General features: G+C 72.2%; 16 protein-coding genes. 5 read left to right on the top strand and 11 right to left on the bottom strand.

Annotation, left to right across the window (positions count from 1 at the left end; translation table 11 throughout):
• Positions 1-61: 61 nt before the first annotated feature.
• From AB0K12_RS16825 to AB0K12_RS16785, 9 genes are all read right to left on the bottom strand, one after another.
• A complete protein-coding gene (locus AB0K12_RS16825; RefSeq protein ID WP_364561228.1) occupies positions 62-1,366 on the bottom strand; it encodes a hypothetical protein in 1,305 nt (434 codons plus the stop codon).
• Positions 1,359-3,305, bottom strand: coding sequence for an NAD(P)/FAD-dependent oxidoreductase (locus AB0K12_RS16820; RefSeq protein WP_364561226.1), 1,947 nt, complete (start codon positions 3,303-3,305; stop codon positions 1,359-1,361). The genes AB0K12_RS16825 and AB0K12_RS16820 overlap by 8 nt, the downstream gene beginning before the upstream one ends.
• Positions 3,302-4,435 (bottom strand): molybdopterin-dependent oxidoreductase, encoded by a 1,134-nt coding sequence (locus tag AB0K12_RS16815; protein ID WP_364561223.1) that lies wholly within the window; start codon positions 4,433-4,435, stop codon positions 3,302-3,304. The genes AB0K12_RS16820 and AB0K12_RS16815 overlap by 4 nt, the downstream gene beginning before the upstream one ends.
• A 20-nt stretch (positions 4,436-4,455) precedes the next feature.
• A complete protein-coding gene (locus AB0K12_RS16810) occupies positions 4,456-4,932 on the bottom strand; it encodes a peroxiredoxin family protein (protein WP_364561220.1) in 477 nt (158 codons plus the stop codon).
• A gap of 25 nt (positions 4,933-4,957) precedes the next feature.
• The gene (locus AB0K12_RS16805; protein ID WP_364561217.1) at positions 4,958-5,719 is read right to left on the bottom strand and encodes an SDR family oxidoreductase; all 762 of its coding nucleotides are present in this window, start codon (positions 5,717-5,719) and stop codon (positions 4,958-4,960) included.
• A gap of 55 nt (positions 5,720-5,774) precedes the next feature.
• Entirely contained in the window at positions 5,775-5,990 is a 216-nt protein-coding gene (locus AB0K12_RS16800; protein WP_364561214.1) for a hypothetical protein, read from the bottom strand.
• Positions 5,987-6,616 carry a sigma-70 family RNA polymerase sigma factor gene (locus AB0K12_RS16795; protein ID WP_364561211.1) on the bottom strand — a complete coding sequence of 210 codons (630 nt, stop codon included), beginning with the start codon at positions 6,614-6,616 and terminating at the stop codon, positions 5,987-5,989. Before AB0K12_RS16795 ends, AB0K12_RS16800 begins: the two co-directional genes overlap by 4 nt.
• A 39-nt stretch (positions 6,617-6,655) precedes the next feature.
• Positions 6,656-8,335 carry a BCCT family transporter gene (locus tag AB0K12_RS16790; RefSeq protein WP_364561208.1) on the bottom strand — a complete coding sequence of 560 codons (1,680 nt, stop codon included), beginning with the start codon at positions 8,333-8,335 and terminating at the stop codon, positions 6,656-6,658.
• A 183-nt stretch (positions 8,336-8,518) separates the two neighbouring features.
• Positions 8,519-10,081, bottom strand: coding sequence for an amidohydrolase (locus tag AB0K12_RS16785; RefSeq protein WP_364561206.1), 1,563 nt, complete (start codon positions 10,079-10,081; stop codon positions 8,519-8,521).
• Positions 10,082-10,199: 118 nt separating this feature from the next.
• Between AB0K12_RS16785 and AB0K12_RS16780 the strand changes: the two genes are divergently transcribed.
• Complete coding sequence (locus AB0K12_RS16780; RefSeq protein WP_364561203.1) at positions 10,200-10,709, top strand: LysR family transcriptional regulator; 510 nt, start codon at positions 10,200-10,202, stop codon at positions 10,707-10,709.
• Between the two features lie 5 nt (positions 10,710-10,714).
• Here AB0K12_RS16780 and AB0K12_RS16775 read toward each other — a convergent pair whose 3' ends face one another.
• Positions 10,715-11,374 (bottom strand): response regulator transcription factor, encoded by a 660-nt coding sequence (locus tag AB0K12_RS16775; RefSeq protein WP_364561200.1) that lies wholly within the window; start codon positions 11,372-11,374, stop codon positions 10,715-10,717.
• On the bottom strand, positions 11,371-12,522 hold the full coding sequence (locus tag AB0K12_RS16770; RefSeq protein ID WP_364561198.1) for a histidine kinase: 1,152 nt from the start codon (positions 12,520-12,522) through the stop codon (positions 11,371-11,373). The genes AB0K12_RS16775 and AB0K12_RS16770 overlap by 4 nt, the downstream gene beginning before the upstream one ends.
• Before the next feature lie 183 nt (positions 12,523-12,705).
• Between AB0K12_RS16770 and AB0K12_RS16765 the strand changes: the two genes are divergently transcribed.
• From AB0K12_RS16765 to AB0K12_RS16750, 4 genes are all read left to right on the top strand, one after another.
• Positions 12,706-13,638, top strand: a complete 933-nt coding sequence (locus AB0K12_RS16765) for an alpha/beta hydrolase (RefSeq protein WP_364561194.1) — start codon at positions 12,706-12,708, stop codon at positions 13,636-13,638.
• Positions 13,639-13,784: 146 nt separating this feature from the next.
• Complete coding sequence (locus tag AB0K12_RS16760; RefSeq protein WP_364561191.1) at positions 13,785-14,582, top strand: AraC family transcriptional regulator; 798 nt, start codon at positions 13,785-13,787, stop codon at positions 14,580-14,582.
• 178 nt (positions 14,583-14,760) lie between these two features.
• Entirely contained in the window at positions 14,761-15,813 is a 1,053-nt protein-coding gene (locus tag AB0K12_RS16755) for an ABC transporter substrate-binding protein (protein WP_364561188.1), read from the top strand.
• Positions 15,810-16,865, top strand: coding sequence for an iron ABC transporter permease (locus AB0K12_RS16750; RefSeq protein ID WP_364561185.1), 1,056 nt, complete (start codon positions 15,810-15,812; stop codon positions 16,863-16,865). Before AB0K12_RS16755 ends, AB0K12_RS16750 begins: the two co-directional genes overlap by 4 nt.
• Positions 16,866-16,875 lie beyond the last annotated feature (10 nt).

The following is a 16,875-nucleotide window of genomic DNA, read 5'->3' as shown; positions in this document are numbered from 1 at the left end:
ATCGGTTGATGCGCCCTACGTGTGGTGGCTTCGTTCCCAGGAGCGGCGTTGAGTCACCGGCTCACGTGACGACCAGGGTCGGGACGAGGACGGCCAGGAGGAGGACCAGGGTCCAGATGGCGGGGGCCGAGCCGAGGGTCTGCTCGCGCAGCGCGTTCGCGCGTTCCGCGGCGGACTGGCCACGGGTGAGCCACCACGGGTTGGCCCGCTCCTCCAGCAGGTTGTAGAGGACGCCGACGGCGGCCCCCGCCACCAGGTGGGCGACCAGGGCGGGGAAGGCGGCGGCCAGGTCGGGTGACGGGTCGGCGCCGCGCAGGACGGGCAGCAGGATGAGCGGGCCGAGCAGCCACCACAGGAACCCGTACGACAGGCCCCAGCCGAGCCCGGACACCGGGTCGAAGCTGCGTCCGCGGAAGAACAGCCCGTACGTGACGCCGGCGACCACGCCCTCGACGAGCCCGAGCGGCCCGGCGGCGAGCGCCCCGAGCAGGCCCGCCACCAGGCCCAGAGCGACGCCGTACGCGGCGGCCGTGAGCTTGGGGACGCCGAGCGGGTCGGGCTGCAGGCGGCGGACGTCGTCGGCGAACAGCACCAGCGCCAGCCCGCCGAGCCAGGTGAACAGGGCGCCGGTGCCCGCGCCGAGCAGCAGGTAGCCGGGCAGGGCGGGCAGCGTCTCGCGGACCATGGCGATCGACCAGTCGAGCCGCCCGACGGACAGCAGGCCGGGCAGGGTGAGGGCGAGCAGGATCCACCAGGCGAAGCCGTACACCATGCCGCGGATCAGCGCGGGCCCGGTGCCCTCGGAGCGGCCGCCGAACAGCAGCGCGTACGCGGCGCCCGCGAAGGGGGCCGCGACCAGCAGCTCGTACGGAGTCCGGCCGGTCATGACGTTCAGCCCCAGGACCAGCACGGCGGCGCTCACCAGCGCGGCGACGGCGCCCCTGGCCACCGTGGCGAGGCGGATCGGGGCGGACGGCGCCTGCCGCCAGGCGTAGGCGGCGGCGGTGAAGGCGCCGTAGGCGAGGTGGCCGAACAGGCTCGGGGTGAGGCTCTGGCCGCTCGTCAGATCCCAGGTGACGGGCCGGCCGAGCAGGATCGGCAGCAGCGTGAGCGGGCCGAGGAACCACCAGAAGGCGCCGTACACGAGCCCCCAGAACAGCAGCTCGCCCGCCTGGGCGCGCTGCCGCTCGACGAGCAGGCCGAACCCGGCGCCGATGATCATCGCGAACAGCATGTGCACGGCGAACCCGAGCACCACGGAGTCGGTGCGGACGATGGCGGCGACCGTGGGCAGAAAGCCGATCTGCGCCATGATCAGGCCGAACACCAGCCCGCCGACGATGCCTGAGACGGCTCCCCTAATCATGAGCGATGTCCCTCGGGAAGGCGAGGTCGAGCGACCAGTCGAACGACACCCGCAGTTTCTTCTCCAGCCCCGGCAGCTTGGCGAGGTAGACGGCCCGCCACACCGCCCAGGCGAGGAAGCCGGACAGCCGCAGCCCCCGGATCTCGGCGACGGCGGTGTGGCGGCCGAGCGCGACCAGGGTGCCGAGCGAGCGGTGGCGGAACTCGGCCGGCTCGCCGCCCCGCAGCGTCGCTGCCACGTTGTCGGCCACGGTACGGCCCTGCCGCAGCGCGTGCTGGGCGGTCGGCGGGTACGGCACGCCGTCCGGCCCGAGGACCCGCGCGCAGTCACCGATCGCCCACACCCCTTCCCTGCCCGGCACGCGCAACCGGCCGTCGGCGGCCGGCAGCCCCTCCGTCAAGGGGTGGGGCTTGTTGCCCGCCGTCCACACGATCGTGCGGGTGCGGATCTTCTCCCCCTCCTTGAGGAGCGCGGCGTCGGACGTGGCGCCGGACAGCCGGGCGCCGAGCCGGATCTCGATGCCCCTGGCGGTCAGCTTGCGGTGCGCGTACGCGCCGAGCGTGGCGCTCAGCTCGGGCAGGATCCGCTCCCCCGAGTGCACGAGCACGAAGCGCGGCTCGTCGGGGTGGATGCCGGGATAGCGGTGCAGCACTCCTTGGACCAGGTCGAACAGCTCGGCGATCAGCTCGCTGCCGGCGAAGCCGCCGCCCGCCACCACGAACGTCAGCAGCTCACGCCGGTCGCCGCCCGCGAGGTCGGCGGCGTCCAGCAGGTCGAGGACGTGGTGGCGGAGCCGGGTGGCGTCGGCGGTCGTCTTGAGCGTGAACGCGTGCTCGGCCAGCCCCGGCAGGTCGTGGAAGGACGGGATGGAGCCGACGGCGTACACGAGCTGGTCGTAGGGCACGGTCGTCCCGTCGCTCACGCGGACCGTCCGTGCGGCGGTGTCCACGGACTCGACCCGCGCGTGCAGGAACGTCGTACGGCTCAGGAAGGCGCGTACGGGGACGCTGATGTGCCGGGGCTCCAGGGCGCCGGTGGCCGCCCCCGCCAGCATCGGCGTGAACAGCAGCGAGCCGGCGTCGCTGATCAGCGTGACCTCGGCGGGCAGCCCCCGGGTGACGAGCCGGTCGAGCCTGCGGGCCGCGGCCAGCCCGCCGAAGCCGCCGCCGACGACGACCACGCGCGCGCTCTTCTGCGGCGGAGCGGCGGCCGGCTGCTCGCGGCGGCGCGGAGCGACGTACAGCAGCACGCCGGTGATGCCGCCGAGCAGCACCTCTCCCGCGAGCGAGCGGAAGTCGCCCGGCGTGATCGTCCAGTGCGGGGCGCCGCCGAGCAGGACGGGCAGCACCGTCAGCGACCAGAGGGCCCAGGCGAGCAGCCCGGTCAGCAGGCCGCCCGCCAGGGCGTTGGCCAGGCTGAACAGCCGGGTGCCGAACAGCGCCGCCAGCACGGCGCCGAGCAGCGCGGCGTGCGCGAGGAACAGCGCCCACGTCCCGGCGTCGATCATGTCGTTGACCGCCATCAGCGACACCACCGGCACGCCCGACACCAGCCCGGCGAGCAGCCCGAGCCGGCCGGTCCCGGTCCAGAGGCGGGGCAGCAGCGCGGCCAGCGCCAGCGCGACGAGGACGAGCAGCAGGTTGCGGCCGTAGTCGAGCGGCAGGATGGACGGGTTGTCGCCGCGCCTGCCCAGGGCCAGCACGGTCGGCAGCGTCGCGAGCGTCACCGTGCCCGCCACGATCGCGGCGGCCCGCACCGCCCGGCGCACCCGGCGCAGCGCCCAGCCGGCCAGCAGCACCAGCGGCACCAGGACCGCGTCGTGCGCCACCGCGGCGCCGCCGAACCACCAGGCCCAGCCCACCGGGTCGCTCTCCCTGACCAGCCCGGCGAAGCCGAGCAGGATCAGCGCGGCGCCGGCCGCGTACAGAAGCCATCTCATGTGACGCGCACCGTCCCCACCCATTTGGTCTGCATGACGCCCGGCCGGTTCGGGGCGATGAGGCGTGCCGGGTAGCCGTGGTCGGGGTCCAGCGGCCGGCCGTTGAGCTTAAGTGCGAGCAGGGTCAGCGGGTCCTGCCAGTGCGGCGCGCGGACCTCGCTGGTGCGGTAGTAGCCGGTGCGTTCCAGCGACTCGACGGTCAGGACCGCCTCGGGTGCGCCGCCGGCCGCCTCGATGAGGTCGCGCAGGCGGACGCCCGTCCACTCGCACTCCACGCTCCAGCCCTCCACGCAGGCGATCGGCAGGCGTACCGTGTGCTGCGGCATGCGGGCCAATTCGTCGTAGCCGATCGTCAGCTCCGTACGCACCGCGCCCGTCACGACCAGCCGGTACGCCGCCGGATCCACCTGCGTCACCCCGGCCGCCGCGGCGGAGCGGTTGACCGGCACGTCCTGCGGCCCGATGTCCGGGTTGCGCGGCGCGAGCACCGCCAGCCGCTTGAGCGGCGTGACGGTCTCGCCCGCGGTGACCAGCGCCGCCACGCCGCACGCGGCGGCCACGGTGGCGAGGAAGCGGCGCCGGTCCGGGTCCTCGACCCGGGCGAAGGCGTGCCGCCGCACCTTGGCCCACTCGTTGACGACGTGGATGATGAGCGCGCCGTAGACGATGAACGCGGTCCAGTAGTGCGCCTGGATGAACCCGAACGGCCACAGGTACGTGTACGCGATGTTCATCAGCCCCGTGACGAGCTGGAACAGCGCGCCCGCGACCAGCAGCAGCACCGACAGCCGCTCGGCCGCGTGCCCGGCGGAGCGCAGCGGCGGCCACTGCCACAGCTTCGGGTAGACCGTCCACAGCTTGGCCAGCAGCAGCGGCACCGTGGCGATGCCGCCGATGACGTGCAGCCCCTGCGTCACCCGATAGAGGTTGACCGGCCGCGACGGCCACAGCAGCCACGCGGGCGGGTGCTGCACGTAGTGGCTGAACAGCCCGGTCGCGAACGCGACGGTGAAGCTGACGCCCAGCCACATGCCCAGCTTGGCCGCCACCTTCTCCGAGTGCAGCCGGCTGGTGAACCGGCCCGGCAGCGACCGGCCGAGGTCCGTGACCTGCCTCAGGCGCGTGCTCATGGTCGGGCTCCCCGGGTCGGCTACGCGTGCTCGCGCACGTAGCGGATCATTCCGGCGACGTCCTCGGGGACGAGGCGGCCGATGGCGCCGCTGGAGTAGACGCTGACGAGGACCCGGCCCCGCGGGTCGAGCAGGAAGCCGGTCGACTGCAGGTAGAGGGGGTCCTCGTTGACGAAGGCGCCGGTCGCCTCGGCGTACGCGCGGGCGTCCGCGCTGTGGCCCACCGGGAACCGCAGGCCGTGCTTGCCGATCGTCTCCTTGGTGGTGGCCTCGTCGTCCACGGAGACGGCGACCACCTTGGTGTCGAGGTCGGCGAGCTTGTCCAGCGACCGCTCGAACGCGCGCAGCTGCGCGTTGCAGTACGGGCACCACGCGCCGCGGTAGAACAGCACCACGCCGAAGTGGCCGGCGAACGCGCCCGGCAGGTCGAGGGTCTGCGACCCGGGCAGCGTCACGGTCAGATTCGGGAACGTGTCCCCGGGGTTCAGCAGGCTCATGGCCTTTTCCTTCCGTTGATGGTGGTCAGGCGTCGAAGTCCCAGATCTGGCCGGTGCCGTTGTCGCGGGCCAGCCGGTCGAGCAGCGTCTCAGCCGACTGCTCGGGCGTGATCAGCCGCCCCTCGGCGTGCGAGCGGATGAACCGCTCGTGCAGCGCGGCGCCGATCCGGCCGGGGTCCTGGGCGCGGATGTAGCCCGGCATGGCCGTGTCGACCAGGCCGGGGCGGTAGACGTTGACGGTGACGCCGGTGCCGTCGAGCTCCAGCGCGAGGTTGAGGGTGTGGGCTTCGAGCGCGGTCTTGGTGGTGACGTACGCGTTGCCGCCGATCATGCTGCCCGGGCGGGTGACGGCCCCGGTGGAGACGTTGACGACGCGGCCCCAGCCGCGGTCGAGCATCCCGGGCACGAACGCGACGGCCAGCGTCACGGGAGCGAGCACGTTGATGCGCATCGCCGCCGCCCACTCGGTGACGTCCACGGCGGGCGTCTCCCCCAGCGGCCACACCACGCCGGCGTTGTTGACGAGGATGTCGACGGCGCCCAGCTCGTCGCGTACGCGGGCGATCGCCTCGGCCAGCCGCCCGTCGTCGCCGAGATCGGCGGGCACCACGTACGCGGTGCCGCCCTGCTCCTTGATCAGGCCGGCCGTACCGGCCAGCTCGTCCTCCGACCGCGCGAGCAGCGCGACCTTCGCGCCGCCCGCGGCCAGGCCGACGGCGGTCGCCCGGCCGATGCCCCGGCCGGCCCCGGTGACCAGGGCGGCCCTGCCCTTGAACGAATGAGTCATGCCCCGTTCGCGACGATCAGGGGCGAGCCCTTACCTCGACGTGACGCAGATCACATCAATCGTCGCTGATGGCGGCCAGCAGGCCCTCGAAGTCGTCGGCGCACGGGCCGCAGGCGCGCAGGTGCGCGGCGATGCCCGGATAGCGCCGCGCAGCCCCGGCGTCCTCGGCCACCAGCTCGACGTAGACGTGCAGCATGGCGATCGCCTCCTCGCAGCCCACGTCGCGGGGGTCGGTCTGGAGGAAGCGGTCGAGCTCGGCCCAGTCGTTCACGGGCGCCTCACCATGTCGTCAACGTCGCTCACGTATCCCTTAGCGGCGAGCGCCGCCCTGAGCTTACGTCTGGCGTCGAACATCGTCTTGTAGATGGCGTTGCGGTTGGTGCCCATCTCGGCGGCGAGCACGTCGAGCGGCACCCCGGTGAGCACCAGGGCGACGAAGACGCGGCGCTGGTGCTCGGTCAGCTTGTCGAGCACGGCCTCGCGCAGCGCGGCGAGCAGGTCGCGCCACTCCGACTCCTTGGCCGGGTCGAGCCCGAACCGGTCGGGCAGGCGTTCCCACTGCTCGCCTTCGAGCGGCACGCCCGGCTCGCGCCAGAAGTGCCGCGCGACCTTCCCGGCCACCTCCAGCACGACGAACTTGTAGGCCCAGGTCGTGAACCGGCTCTCGCCACGGAAGTCGCCGACCTTGCGGGTGATGGCGAGCAGCGCGTCGGAGGTGGCCTGCTGGGCGAGGTCGTCGAGCTCGGGCCCGGTCACGCCGAGCCGCGCCGCGCGCCTGCTCACCTCTTTCCTGGCGATGCGCAGCAGCAGCTCGTGCAGCCGCCCGACGGCCGCCTGCCGCTCGGGCCCCGTGCAGCGCAGCGCCCGCACCCACGCGGCCGACTCGTCGTCCAGCACAGTCGAGCCACCTCCCCCACGCAGGCATCGTAGCGAGATCTACTCCCGGCGCTCCGCGTCCCTGTCCTTGTCGTCGTCGGCGGGGCTGATCACCAGCTCGAAGTCATCGTCGTACCTCTCGCGGCCGGTCTCGACGGCCGAGTGCACGATCTCCACGCCGCGCTTGCCGCGCAGGATCAGCGGGTCGTGGCGCAGGTCGCGGGTGAGCGCCACGCACATCGCCACCATCACCAGCATGAACGGCACCGCGGCCAGGATCGTGACGTTCTGCAGCCCCGTCAGCGCCGCCTCGCCACCGCCGCCGAGCAGCAGCATGATGGCCGCGACCGCGCCGGTCAGCACGCCCCAGAAGATCACGATGGGCCGGGTGGGCCGCAGGCAGCCGTTCTGGGAGAGCGTGCCCATGACGACGGAGGCGGCGTCGGCTCCCGAGACGAAGAAGATGCCCACCAGCACCATCACCAGCACGGTCGTGACGCCCACCAGGGGGAACTGGTTCAGCACCGCGAACAGCTGGCCCTCGGCGGTGGCCTCGCGGGTCAGGCCCGCCCCCTCGGCCTCCAGCGAAATCGCGGTGCCGCCGAAGATGGCGAACCAGACCAGGCTGACCAGGCTGGGCACCAGGATCACGCCGCCGACGAACTGCCGGATCGTCCGCCCCCTGCTGATCCTGGCGATGAACATGCCGACGAACGGCGTCCAGGAGATCCACCACGCCCAGTAGAACACCGACCACGTCGACAGCCAGTCGGCGACCTGGTCGCCCCCTGTCGCCTCGGTGCGGCCGGCGAGCCCGGCCAGCTCCCCCAGGTAAGAGGCGACGGAGGTGGGCAGCAGGTTGAGGATCAGCACGGTCGGGCCGAGGACGAGGACGAACGCGGCGAGAGCCACCGCCAGCAGCATGTTGGTGTTGGACAGCCACTGGATGCCCTTCTCCACCCCCGACACCGCCGACGCCACGAACGCCAGGGTCAGCACCGCGATGATGACGATGAGCAGCCCGACCCCGGTCCTGGCCAGCAGCCCGGCCTCCCTGACGCCGCTGCCGATCTGCAGCGCGCCGAGGCCGAGCGAGGCGGCCGAGCCGAACAGGGTGGCCAGGATGGCCAGCACGTCGATGACCTTGCCCGCCCCGCCGTCGGCGTGCCTGGCGCCGATCAGCGGGGTGAACACCGCGCTGATGGTCTGCCGCCGGCCTCTGCGGAAGGTGCCGTACGCGATGGCCAGGCCGACCACGGCGTAGATCGACCAGGGGTGCAGCGTCCAGTGGAAGAGCGTGGTGGCCATCGCGGTGCGCATCCGCGCGGCCGGAGGCGCCGTGGCCTCGTGGGTGCCGGGCGGCGGCTCGGTGAAGTGCGTGAGCGGCTCGTTCACCCCGTAGAACATCAGCCCGATGCCCATGCCGGCGCTGAACATCATCGCGACCCAGGACACCGTCCTGAACTCGGGCTGCTCGTCCTCCCTGCCGAGCGTGATCCGGCCGTACTTGCTGAGGGCCAGCCACAGCACGAAGACCACCAGGCCCGAGGCGACCAGGACGAACGCCCAGCCCAGGTTGTGCATGGTGGCCGCGAGCAGCGCGCTCGACACGCCCTGCAGCGAGCCGGTGGCGACCGCGCCCCAGACGATGAAGACCAGGGTCAGGACGGCTGCCACGCCGAACACCGCCCAGTCCGTACGGGGCGGGCGGGCGGCGTCGCGGCCATCCGAAGTCGGCATGGGCTCCCCTGCTGTTCCACGAACCCTCTGGCCCCTCTCGTCTCCAGGTCCGTGGCAGGGTAAACAGATTCGGCCTGGTCAGGCCCCCTGGCTCAGCCCGCTCGACAGGAACGCCTTGGTCCGCTCGCGGCAAGCAGCAGGCCGGCGGTGATGAACGGATCTTCACAGGGGGGTGCTTCTTCGTCAGGATCGCCGCCAGCGGACGTCGCCGCCGACGACGGTGGTGAGGACCTGGGTGCGCAGCACCGCCTCCGGCGCCTCCAGGTAGGGGTCCGTGTCCACCGCGATGAAGTCGGCGAGCATGCCGGGCGCCAGCACGCCCTTGCGGTCCTGCTCGCCGGCCGCGTACGCGGCGCCCAGCGTGTGGGCGGTGATCGCCTCGGCCATGCTGAGCCGCTGCTCGGGCTGCCAGCCGCCGGCGGGGGTGCCGTCCTGCCTGGTGCGGGTGACCGCGGCGTACAGGGCGGCGAACGGGTCGGGACTCTCCACGGGGGCGTCCGAGCCGAAGGCCAGCGCGACGCCGGCGTTCAGCATGCCGCGCCAGGCGTACGAGGCCAGGTCGTGCTCGCCCAGCAGCGCGTCCACCAGGGAGATGTCGGTGGTGCAGTGCACCGGCTGCATCGAGGCGACGACCCCCAGCCTGGCCATCCTGGTCAGGTCCTGGGGCCGCAGGTGCTGGGCGTGCTCGATCCGGTGCCGCAGGCCCGGGGTGGGGCCGACCTGCTCGTACGCGTCCAGCACCAGCCGGTTCGCCCGGTCGCCGATCGCGTGCGTGGCCACCGCGATCCCGGCTTCGGCCGCGGTGGAGAAGAGGCGGACGAGGTCGTCGTACGGGGTGACCGCGATACCGGTGTTGCCCTCCTCACCGGCGAACGAGCGGTGCATGTGGCAGGTGTGCGAGCCCAGCGCGCCGTCGCTGAACACCTTGACCGGCCCCGTCCGGAACCAGTCGTCGCCCTGCCCGGTCCTGCGCCCTTCGGCGATGGCCGCCTCCAGATGGCCCACCGGGATCGCCTTGTGCACCCGGATCTTCAGCTCGCCGGCGTCGCGCAGCTCCAGGTAGGCGGCGCGGCAGTCCTCGCCGTCGATGTCGTGCACGCTGGTCACGCCCAGCGCCAGCAGCTCCTCCTGCCCGGCGCGCAGCCGGTCGCGCAGGTCGCCCGCGACCATCAGGGCGCGCAGCGGGTAGGACGCCGCCTCGCGCAGGATGCCGGTGGGCTCGCCGGCCGCGTCCCTGACGATCTCGCCGCCCACCGGGTCGGGGGTGCTCGCGTCGATGCCGGCCAGCTCGAGCGCGGCGCTGTTGGCCCAGACGGTGTGGCCGTCCACGTTCGGCAGCGCCACGGGCAGGCCGGGGCAGACCGAGTCGAGGGCGCGGCGGTCGGGCTGGACGGGCGGGTCCCAGGCGTTGCTGTTCCACCGGCCGCCGAACAGCCATCCGCCCGGCCGCAGCCTGGCCGCGTGCTCGGCGATCCTGGCCAGGGCCTCGCCCATGGAGCGGACGTCGCGCAGGTCCACGCCGGTGAGGCTGTGGGCGTACTGGGCGGTGTGGATGTGGGCGTCGTAGAAGCCGGGCAGGACGGCGGCGCCGTCGAGGTCCACCAGTTCGGGCGCCGCGCCCGCGGCCGCGCGTACCTCGTCCTCGGTGCCCACGGCGACGATCTGCTGGCCGTCCACGGCCATGGCCTGGGCGGCGGGAGCGCCGGGGACGCCGGTACGGATGGCGGCGTTGCGGTATACGCGCATGCTGTCGTGATCTCTCAGGGAATGAGGAGGAGTGGTGTCGCTCACTGTAGGAGTCGCGAAAAGAAGTAGGAAGCACTATAAACACGACATTTAGCGCCGCTGAGAGCAAGGAATGCTTATGCTGAAGCCCGAGCATCTGCGTACCCTGCGTGAGGTCGTCCGGCTCGGCTCCTTCGCCGCCGCGGCCAACCGGCTCGGCTACACCTCCTCCGCCGTCTCCCAGCAGATGGCCGCGCTCGAACGCGAGACCGGCGTCCGCCTCTTCGAGCGCTTCGCCGACGTGCTGGCCGGCGTCCTGCGCGACATGGAGCCCGAGGAGCGGGCCGGCGTCCGGCCGTCGGTCGCCGAGCCCTCCCAGCTCATCACCCGGCTCGGCACCGGCGGCGAGATGGACGCCGCCGTCGTCTACCAGGTGGAGGTCACCCTGTCGCTGATCGCCGCCGGCCTGGGCGCCGCCCTCCTCCCCGACCTCGCCCTCCGCGACCACAACCCTGAGGTGGTGGTCGTGGACCTCCCCGCCTCCAAACCCTCCTTGACGCCCTCACGCTCTGAATCGGGGACGGTGGCTGCGACGGCATTTCGCGCGCCCCGTGACCAGGGTGCGCGGTTTCTCCGGCCGGAGGCGTGAGGGCGTCAGGTGGCGAGGCCGCGGCGGTAGGCGTAGACCACCGCCTGGACGCGGTCGCGCAGGTCGAGCTTGGTGAGGATGCGGGAGACGTACGTCTTGACCGTCTCCTGGCTGATGACCAGGGTGGCGGCGATCTCGCTGTTGGACTGGCCGTCGGCGATGAGGCGCAGCACCTCCAGCTCGCGCGGCGTCAGCGCCGGGTCGGCGGCCGGCTCGTCCACGGGGCGGATGCGGGCGGCGTACTTGCCGACCAGCTGCCGGGTCACCTCGGGGGCGAGCAGCGCGGAGCCGGTGGCGACGGTACGGATGCCATGCAGGAGCTGCGGCGGCGGGGCGTCCTTGAGCAGGAAGCCGCTGGCCCCGGCGCGCAGCGCCTCGTAGACGTACTCGTCGAGGTTGAAGGTGGTGACGACGAGCACCTTGACGGGGTCCTCGACCCCGGCGCCGGCGAGCTGCGCGGTGGCCTTGATGCCGTCGAGCACGGGCATGCGGACGTCCATCACCACGAGGTCGGGCCTGAGCCTGCGGGCCATCTCGACCCCGGTGCGGCCGTCGCCGCACTCGCCGACGACCTCCATGTCAGGCTGCGCGTCGATGATGGTGGCGAACCCGGTGCGGATGAGCGCCTGGTCGTCGCAGATCAGGACGCGGATCGGCGTGCTCACGAACCGCTCCCCGTCGGGATGTGGGCGCGTACGGCGAAGCCGCCGGCCTGCGGCCCGGACTCGAACCTGCCGCCGAGGGCCTCGACCCGTTCGCGCAGCCCGTTCAGGCCGCGCCCGCTCCCTCCCACGGAAGTGGCACGGGAGCCGGAGCCGTCGGTGGTGACCACCACGCTGATCTCCTCCTCGCCATAGCGCACCTGGACCACGGTCTGGCTGCCATGGGCGTATTTGAGGGCGTTCGTCAGAGCTTCCTGGACGACTCTATAGGTCACGAACTCGGCGCTGCCTGCGGATTCGGATGGTTTGCCGTCTTCATCGAACTCGACTGGCTGCCCGGCCTGCCGCGTCTGCTCGACGAGGTCCGCGAGATCGCTCGCCGACGGCACGCTGAAGTCGGCCTCATGGTCGGGGTTGAGCACGTCGAGCAGGTGGCGCAGGTCGGAGATGGCGCGCCGCCCCGTCTGGGTGACGGAGCCGAGCGCCGCGTCGAGGCGTTCAGGGTTGGCGGTCAGGTAGCGGGCCGCCTCGGCCTGCACGACCATGGCCGTCACGTGATGGGTCACGACGTCGTGGAGCTCGCGGGCGATGCGGGTGCGCTCGGCGGTGCGGGTGGCCTCGGCGACGTGGCGGCGGCGCTCGGCCTCGGACGCGCGGTAGGCGCGCAGCCAGGAGCCGACCGCCCAGAAGATCACCAGCGCCACGTAGAAGACGATCAGGTCGGGCAGCGTCTCCTTCGAGCCGAGCCGTTCGAGCCAGAGCACCAGCACCACGTACGCCACCGAGAGCAGCGCCGGGGTGAGCCGGCGGCGGCGTTCGATGTGGGCGCCGGCGCTGATGATGGCGATCGGCAGGGCGACGCTGCTCACCGCGTGGTAGGCGAAGACCTGGTCGAGGGAGAACCCGATCGAGATCAGCGCGATGGCGGCGGCCGGGTAGCGCCGGCGTACGGCGAGCGGCAGGCACTCCAGGGCGACCACCAGGAGGGTGAGCGCGCCGAAGGGCTGGTTGGGCAGTTCGCCGAGTGTGGTGCCGCTGCCCTGGAACTCGGGCACGAACGACAGGACGATCAGCAGCAGGGCCAAGGGAAGGTCCCGGACCGTGACGTCGCTCCGTCGCCAGATGTCCCTCATGCGTCGAAGATCCATCACCGAGCGAGCCTAGCGGTAGCAGGGGGTGGCGTGCCCACCTCGGAGCGAAACCGAAAGAGGCGGCTTGTCCCCCATGCGAGCTACGGGCGATTGTCCACTGTGTGGTGACGCTTCCGTGGTGCTCGATTCCATAGCGTAACGGTCATAACGCCGACGACGTTCCTTTAGCCCCTGGAGGACATCATGATCCGCACGTTCAAGACCACCGCCGTGGCCGCCCTCTGCGCCGCCGTGGTCGGCATCGGAGCCGCCGGCTGCAATGCCGACGGACTCGATGAGCTGGACAAGCTCGACGCCTTGGACGGCACGCCGTCCACCTCCCAACAGGCCGGGAAGAAGCTGCTGTCCGGCACCGAGAAGATCGACGTGGCGGGCGTGAAGGTGAACGTGTCCTGCGCCGGCGAGGCGGCCGAGGGCAAGCCGGTGATCATGCTGCTGGCCGGCGCGGGTGACGGGCTGGACAAGCTGGCCTCCCTGCAGAAGACGCTGAGCGCGAAGAACCGGGTCTGCTCGTACGACCGTCCAGGCGAGGGCGCCAGCGACAAGCCCAAGGGCCCGCAGACCTTCGAGAGCGCGGGCGAGGTGCTGACCGCGGTGCTCGGCAAGGCCGCGGGCGACCACCCGGTGGTGCTGGCCGGGCACTCGCTCGGCGGCCTGATCGCCGCCAGGTACGCTCCCGAGCACACCGACAAGGTCAAGGGCGTCGTCCTGATGGACGCCACCCCGTCCACCATGCTCAGCGACATGGAGACGTCGATCCCGGCGGACGCGAAGGGCCCGGCCGGCGAGCTGCGCGCCCAGAACCTGGCCGTCTTCAAGGGGCAGAACCCCGAGATGATGAGCATGCCCGACGGGCCGGTCGCCTCCGCCGGTGACATCCCGGTCGAGGTGCTCAAGCACGGCAAGGAATACCTCGCGGCGCTGCCGACGTACGGGCCGAAGCTGGAGCAGGCGTGGACCGCCGGCCAGCGCGCGTGGCTGAAGCTGTCCAGCAACAGCAAGCTGATCGTCGCCGACAAGAGCGAGCACTACATCTACGTCGACCAGCCCGAGCTCGCCGTCGAGTCCATCGAGCGGGTCACCGCGCAGGCCGCGGGCGACCAGCCCGCGCAGTGACGGCCTGAAGACGAGGCGCGTGCCCGCCGACAGGGGCTTGCGGCGGGCACGCGCCTTTCCCTGCGTCCTCCATGTCCACGCGGGCCGGTGCCTGTGAGACCGTCCCCTTAAGGTGACGGACAGGAGTCATCGCAGGAGGCGGCACGGTGAGCGCGCAGGGACGGGGGCGGACGGGCCGGGAGGTCAGGGTGCTGCCCGCGCTCGCGGCCGGGCCGGTGGACATGCCGTTCCCGATCCTCAGCTGGAGCGAGGACTTCACGCACGACCTCGACTGGAACGAGCACTCCCACCCCTACCACGAGCTGCTGTGGAACGAGCGGGGCGCGTCCACGGCCGTGGTGGGCGCGCGGGTCTGGACGGTCACCCCCACGCTCGGCCTGTGGATGCCCGCCGGGACGCTGCACTCCGGCTCGGCGGCCGCCGGCACGCGGTGCCGGGCCAGCCTGTTCGGCTTCGACGCGGTCGCCCCGATCTCCCCCAGGCCGGTCGCGGTCGAGATCACGCCGCTGCTGCGGCTGCTGCTCGAACGGCTGGCCGACACCGAGCTGCCCGCGCGCTCGCGGGAGCTGACCGAGGCGATGGTGCTCGACGTGCTCACCCCGTCGCCGCACGAGCTGCTGCTCAAGATGCCGACGTCCGAGCTGCTGCGGCCGATCGCCGACGCGGTCATGACGGATCCCGCCGACCGGCGCGGGCTGGCCGAGTGGGCGTCCCTGCTGGGGGTGAGCGCCAGGACGATCTCGCGGGCCTTCAACGCCGAGACCGGCACGAGCTTCGCGCGCTGGGTGGCGGCGGTGCGGGCGCAGCACGCGGTGGAGCTGCTCACCCGGGGGTGGCCGGTGGACGTGGTGGCGGAGCGGGTCGGCTACCGGTCGGCGAGCGCGTTCGGCGCGGCGTTCCGCCGGACGACGGGGCTGACGCCGGGAGCGTTCAGAGCGCCATGAGCGCTCAGGGGGGCGCGGCGCGGGCGTGCGGGACAGGCGAGCTGGGCCGTGCGGGTGTGTCCCGATCGCGATATCCGGTGTCCTGAACGCTTGATTGCGACAAGTCGCTCATTTCTCCTATCGTGCAGGCCATAGGTAAGCCTTACCTAAGTAGTGGGTCACCATCAGTGGAGTACGAGTGAAGCGTCCACCCAGCCTGCGCCTCATCACCGTGGCGATCGCCCTGCTCATGGGCATCGTCGCCTGCGGCAGCAGCCAGCCGGAACAGGCGCAGGGCAGCGCCGCGGCCCCGACCGCGAGCGGCGACGCCGCCTTCCCCATGACGATCAAGCACGCGCTCGGCACCACCACCATCCCGGCCAAGCCGACCCGCGTCGCCACCGTCAACTGGGCCAACCACGAGGTGCCGCTGGCCCTCGGCGTCGTCCCCGTCGGCATGGCCAAGGCGAACTTCGGCGACGACGACACCGACGGCCTGCTCCCCTGGGTGGCCGAACGGCTCAAGGAGCTGAACGCCCCCGCTCCCGTGCTGTTCGACGAGACCGACGGCATCGACTTCGAGGCCGTGGCCGACACGCGCCCTGACGTCATCCTGGCCGCGTACTCGGGCCTGACCCAGCAGGACTACGACACGCTCAGCGAGATCGCCCCCACGATCGCCTACCCTGACGCCGCCTGGGCCACCCCGTGGCGCGAGATCATCAGGCTGAACAGCAAGGCCATCGGCCTGGCCGCGGAGGGCGAGCGGCTGATCGGCGACATCGAGACCGACATCAAGGCGGCCGTCGCCGAACACCCGCAGCTCAAAGGCAAGTCGATCATGTTCATGACGCACGTGGACCCCAACGACGTCAGCGAGATCGGCTTCTACACCACGCACGACACCCGCACGCTGTTCTTCGAGGACCTCGGGCTGACGATCCCCGGCAGCATCGCCGAGGCGTCGAAGGGCACCGACAAGTTCGCCCTGACCAGGAGCGCCGAGCAGATCGACGTGTTCGACGACGTGGACATCATCACCGGCTACGGCGACGAGAAGGGCGAGCTGCTCGCCAAGATCCGCAAGGACCCGCTGCTGTCGAAGATCCCCGCCGTCGAGCGCGGCTCGATCTACCTGCTGCCCGACAGCAAGCCGCTCGGCACCGCCGCCAACCCGACGCCGCTGTCGATCAGGTACGTGCTCAAGGACTACGTCAAGGCGCTGGCCGAGGCCGCGGACAAGGTCAAGTGACCCTGTCACGACCCGAGGCCGCCACCGGCCGGAGCCAGGACGCCGCCGCCGCGCGGCGTCCTGCGCGTGTCCGGGTCCTGTGGCTGCTCGCCGTCGTGGTGGTGCTGGCCGCGCTCATGGTCGCCTCGGTCGCCCTGGGCTCGCGGGACGTCTCCTGGGCCGACGTCTGGGCCGCGCTCGGCGGGGCCGACGGCTCGCTCGAACAGGCCGCGGTCGCCAAGCGCATCCCGCGTACGCTGCTCGCCGTGCTCATCGGCGGCGCGCTCGGCCTGGCCGGGGGCGTGATGCAGGGCGTGACCCGCAACCCGCTGGCCGATCCCGGCATCCTGGGCGTCAACATGGGCGCCTCGCTGGCCGTCGTCACCGCCGTCGCGTTCTTCGGGCTCACCTCGCCCACCGGGTACGTCTGGGTCGCGATGGCGGGGGCCGCCGCCGCCGCGCTGTTCGTCTACACCGTCGGCTCGCTCGGGCGCGGCGGTGCCACTCCGCTCAAGCTCGCGCTCTCCGGGGCCGCCACGTCGGCCGCGTTCGCTTCCCTGGTCAGCGCCGTCATCCTGCCGCGCAACGACATCGCGGGCAGCTTCCGGCTGTGGCAGATCGGCGGGGTCGGCGGGGCGTCGTACGAGCGGATCGGGCACATCCTGCCGTTCGCCGCCGCCGGCTTCGTGCTGTGCCTGCTGTGCGCGCGAGGGCTGAACTCGCTCGCACTCGGCGACGACATCGCGGCCGGGCTGGGCGAGCGGGTCGCCCTCATCAGGGCCACCGCCGCGCTCGGCGCCGTCGTCCTGTGCGGCACCGCGACCGCCGCGGCCGGGCCGATCGCGTTCGTCGGGCTGGTCGTGCCACACGCCGTCCGCCTGCTCGCCGGCGTGGACCACCGCTGGTCACTGCCGTTCTCGGCACTGGGCGGCGCGGCCCTGCTGACCGCCGCCGACGTCGTCGGACGCATGGTGGCGCGCCCCGAGGACGTCGAGGTCGGCATCGTGACCGCCCTGATCGGCGCACCGTTCTTCATTTACATCGTCCGCCGCCAGAAGGTACGTGAACTGTGACCGCCTCCGT

It is taken from the genome of Nonomuraea sp. NPDC049419 (assembly GCF_040676995.1).
Taxonomy (GTDB): Bacteria; Actinomycetota; Actinomycetes; order Streptosporangiales; family Streptosporangiaceae; genus Nonomuraea; species Nonomuraea salmonea.
Note: the sequence above shows the minus strand (reverse complement) of the source record. Positions and strands in the feature narration are given on the sequence as shown.

Bases quoted from the DNA above. Each gene is read 5' to 3' on its own strand.
- AB0K12_RS16825 (WP_364561228.1), bottom strand. From the start codon at position 1,366: ATGATTAGGGGAGCCGTCTCAGGCATCGTCGGCGGGCTGGTGTTCGGC.
- AB0K12_RS16820 (WP_364561226.1), bottom strand. From the start codon at position 3,305: ATGAGATGGCTTCTGTACGCGGCCGGCGCCGCGCTGATCCTGCTCGGC.
- AB0K12_RS16815 (WP_364561223.1), bottom strand. From the start codon at position 4,435: ATGAGCACGCGCCTGAGGCAGGTCACGGACCTCGGCCGGTCGCTGCCG.
- AB0K12_RS16810 (WP_364561220.1), bottom strand. From the start codon at position 4,932: ATGAGCCTGCTGAACCCCGGGGACACGTTCCCGAATCTGACCGTGACG.
- AB0K12_RS16805 (WP_364561217.1), bottom strand. From the start codon at position 5,719: ATGACTCATTCGTTCAAGGGCAGGGCCGCCCTGGTCACCGGGGCCGGC.
- AB0K12_RS16790 (WP_364561208.1), bottom strand. From the start codon at position 8,335: ATGCCGACTTCGGATGGCCGCGACGCCGCCCGCCCGCCCCGTACGGAC.
- AB0K12_RS16785 (WP_364561206.1), bottom strand. From the start codon at position 10,081: ATGCGCGTATACCGCAACGCCGCCATCCGTACCGGCGTCCCCGGCGCT.
- AB0K12_RS16780 (WP_364561203.1), top strand. From the start codon at position 10,200: ATGCTGAAGCCCGAGCATCTGCGTACCCTGCGTGAGGTCGTCCGGCTC.
- AB0K12_RS16765 (WP_364561194.1), top strand. From the start codon at position 12,706: ATGATCCGCACGTTCAAGACCACCGCCGTGGCCGCCCTCTGCGCCGCC.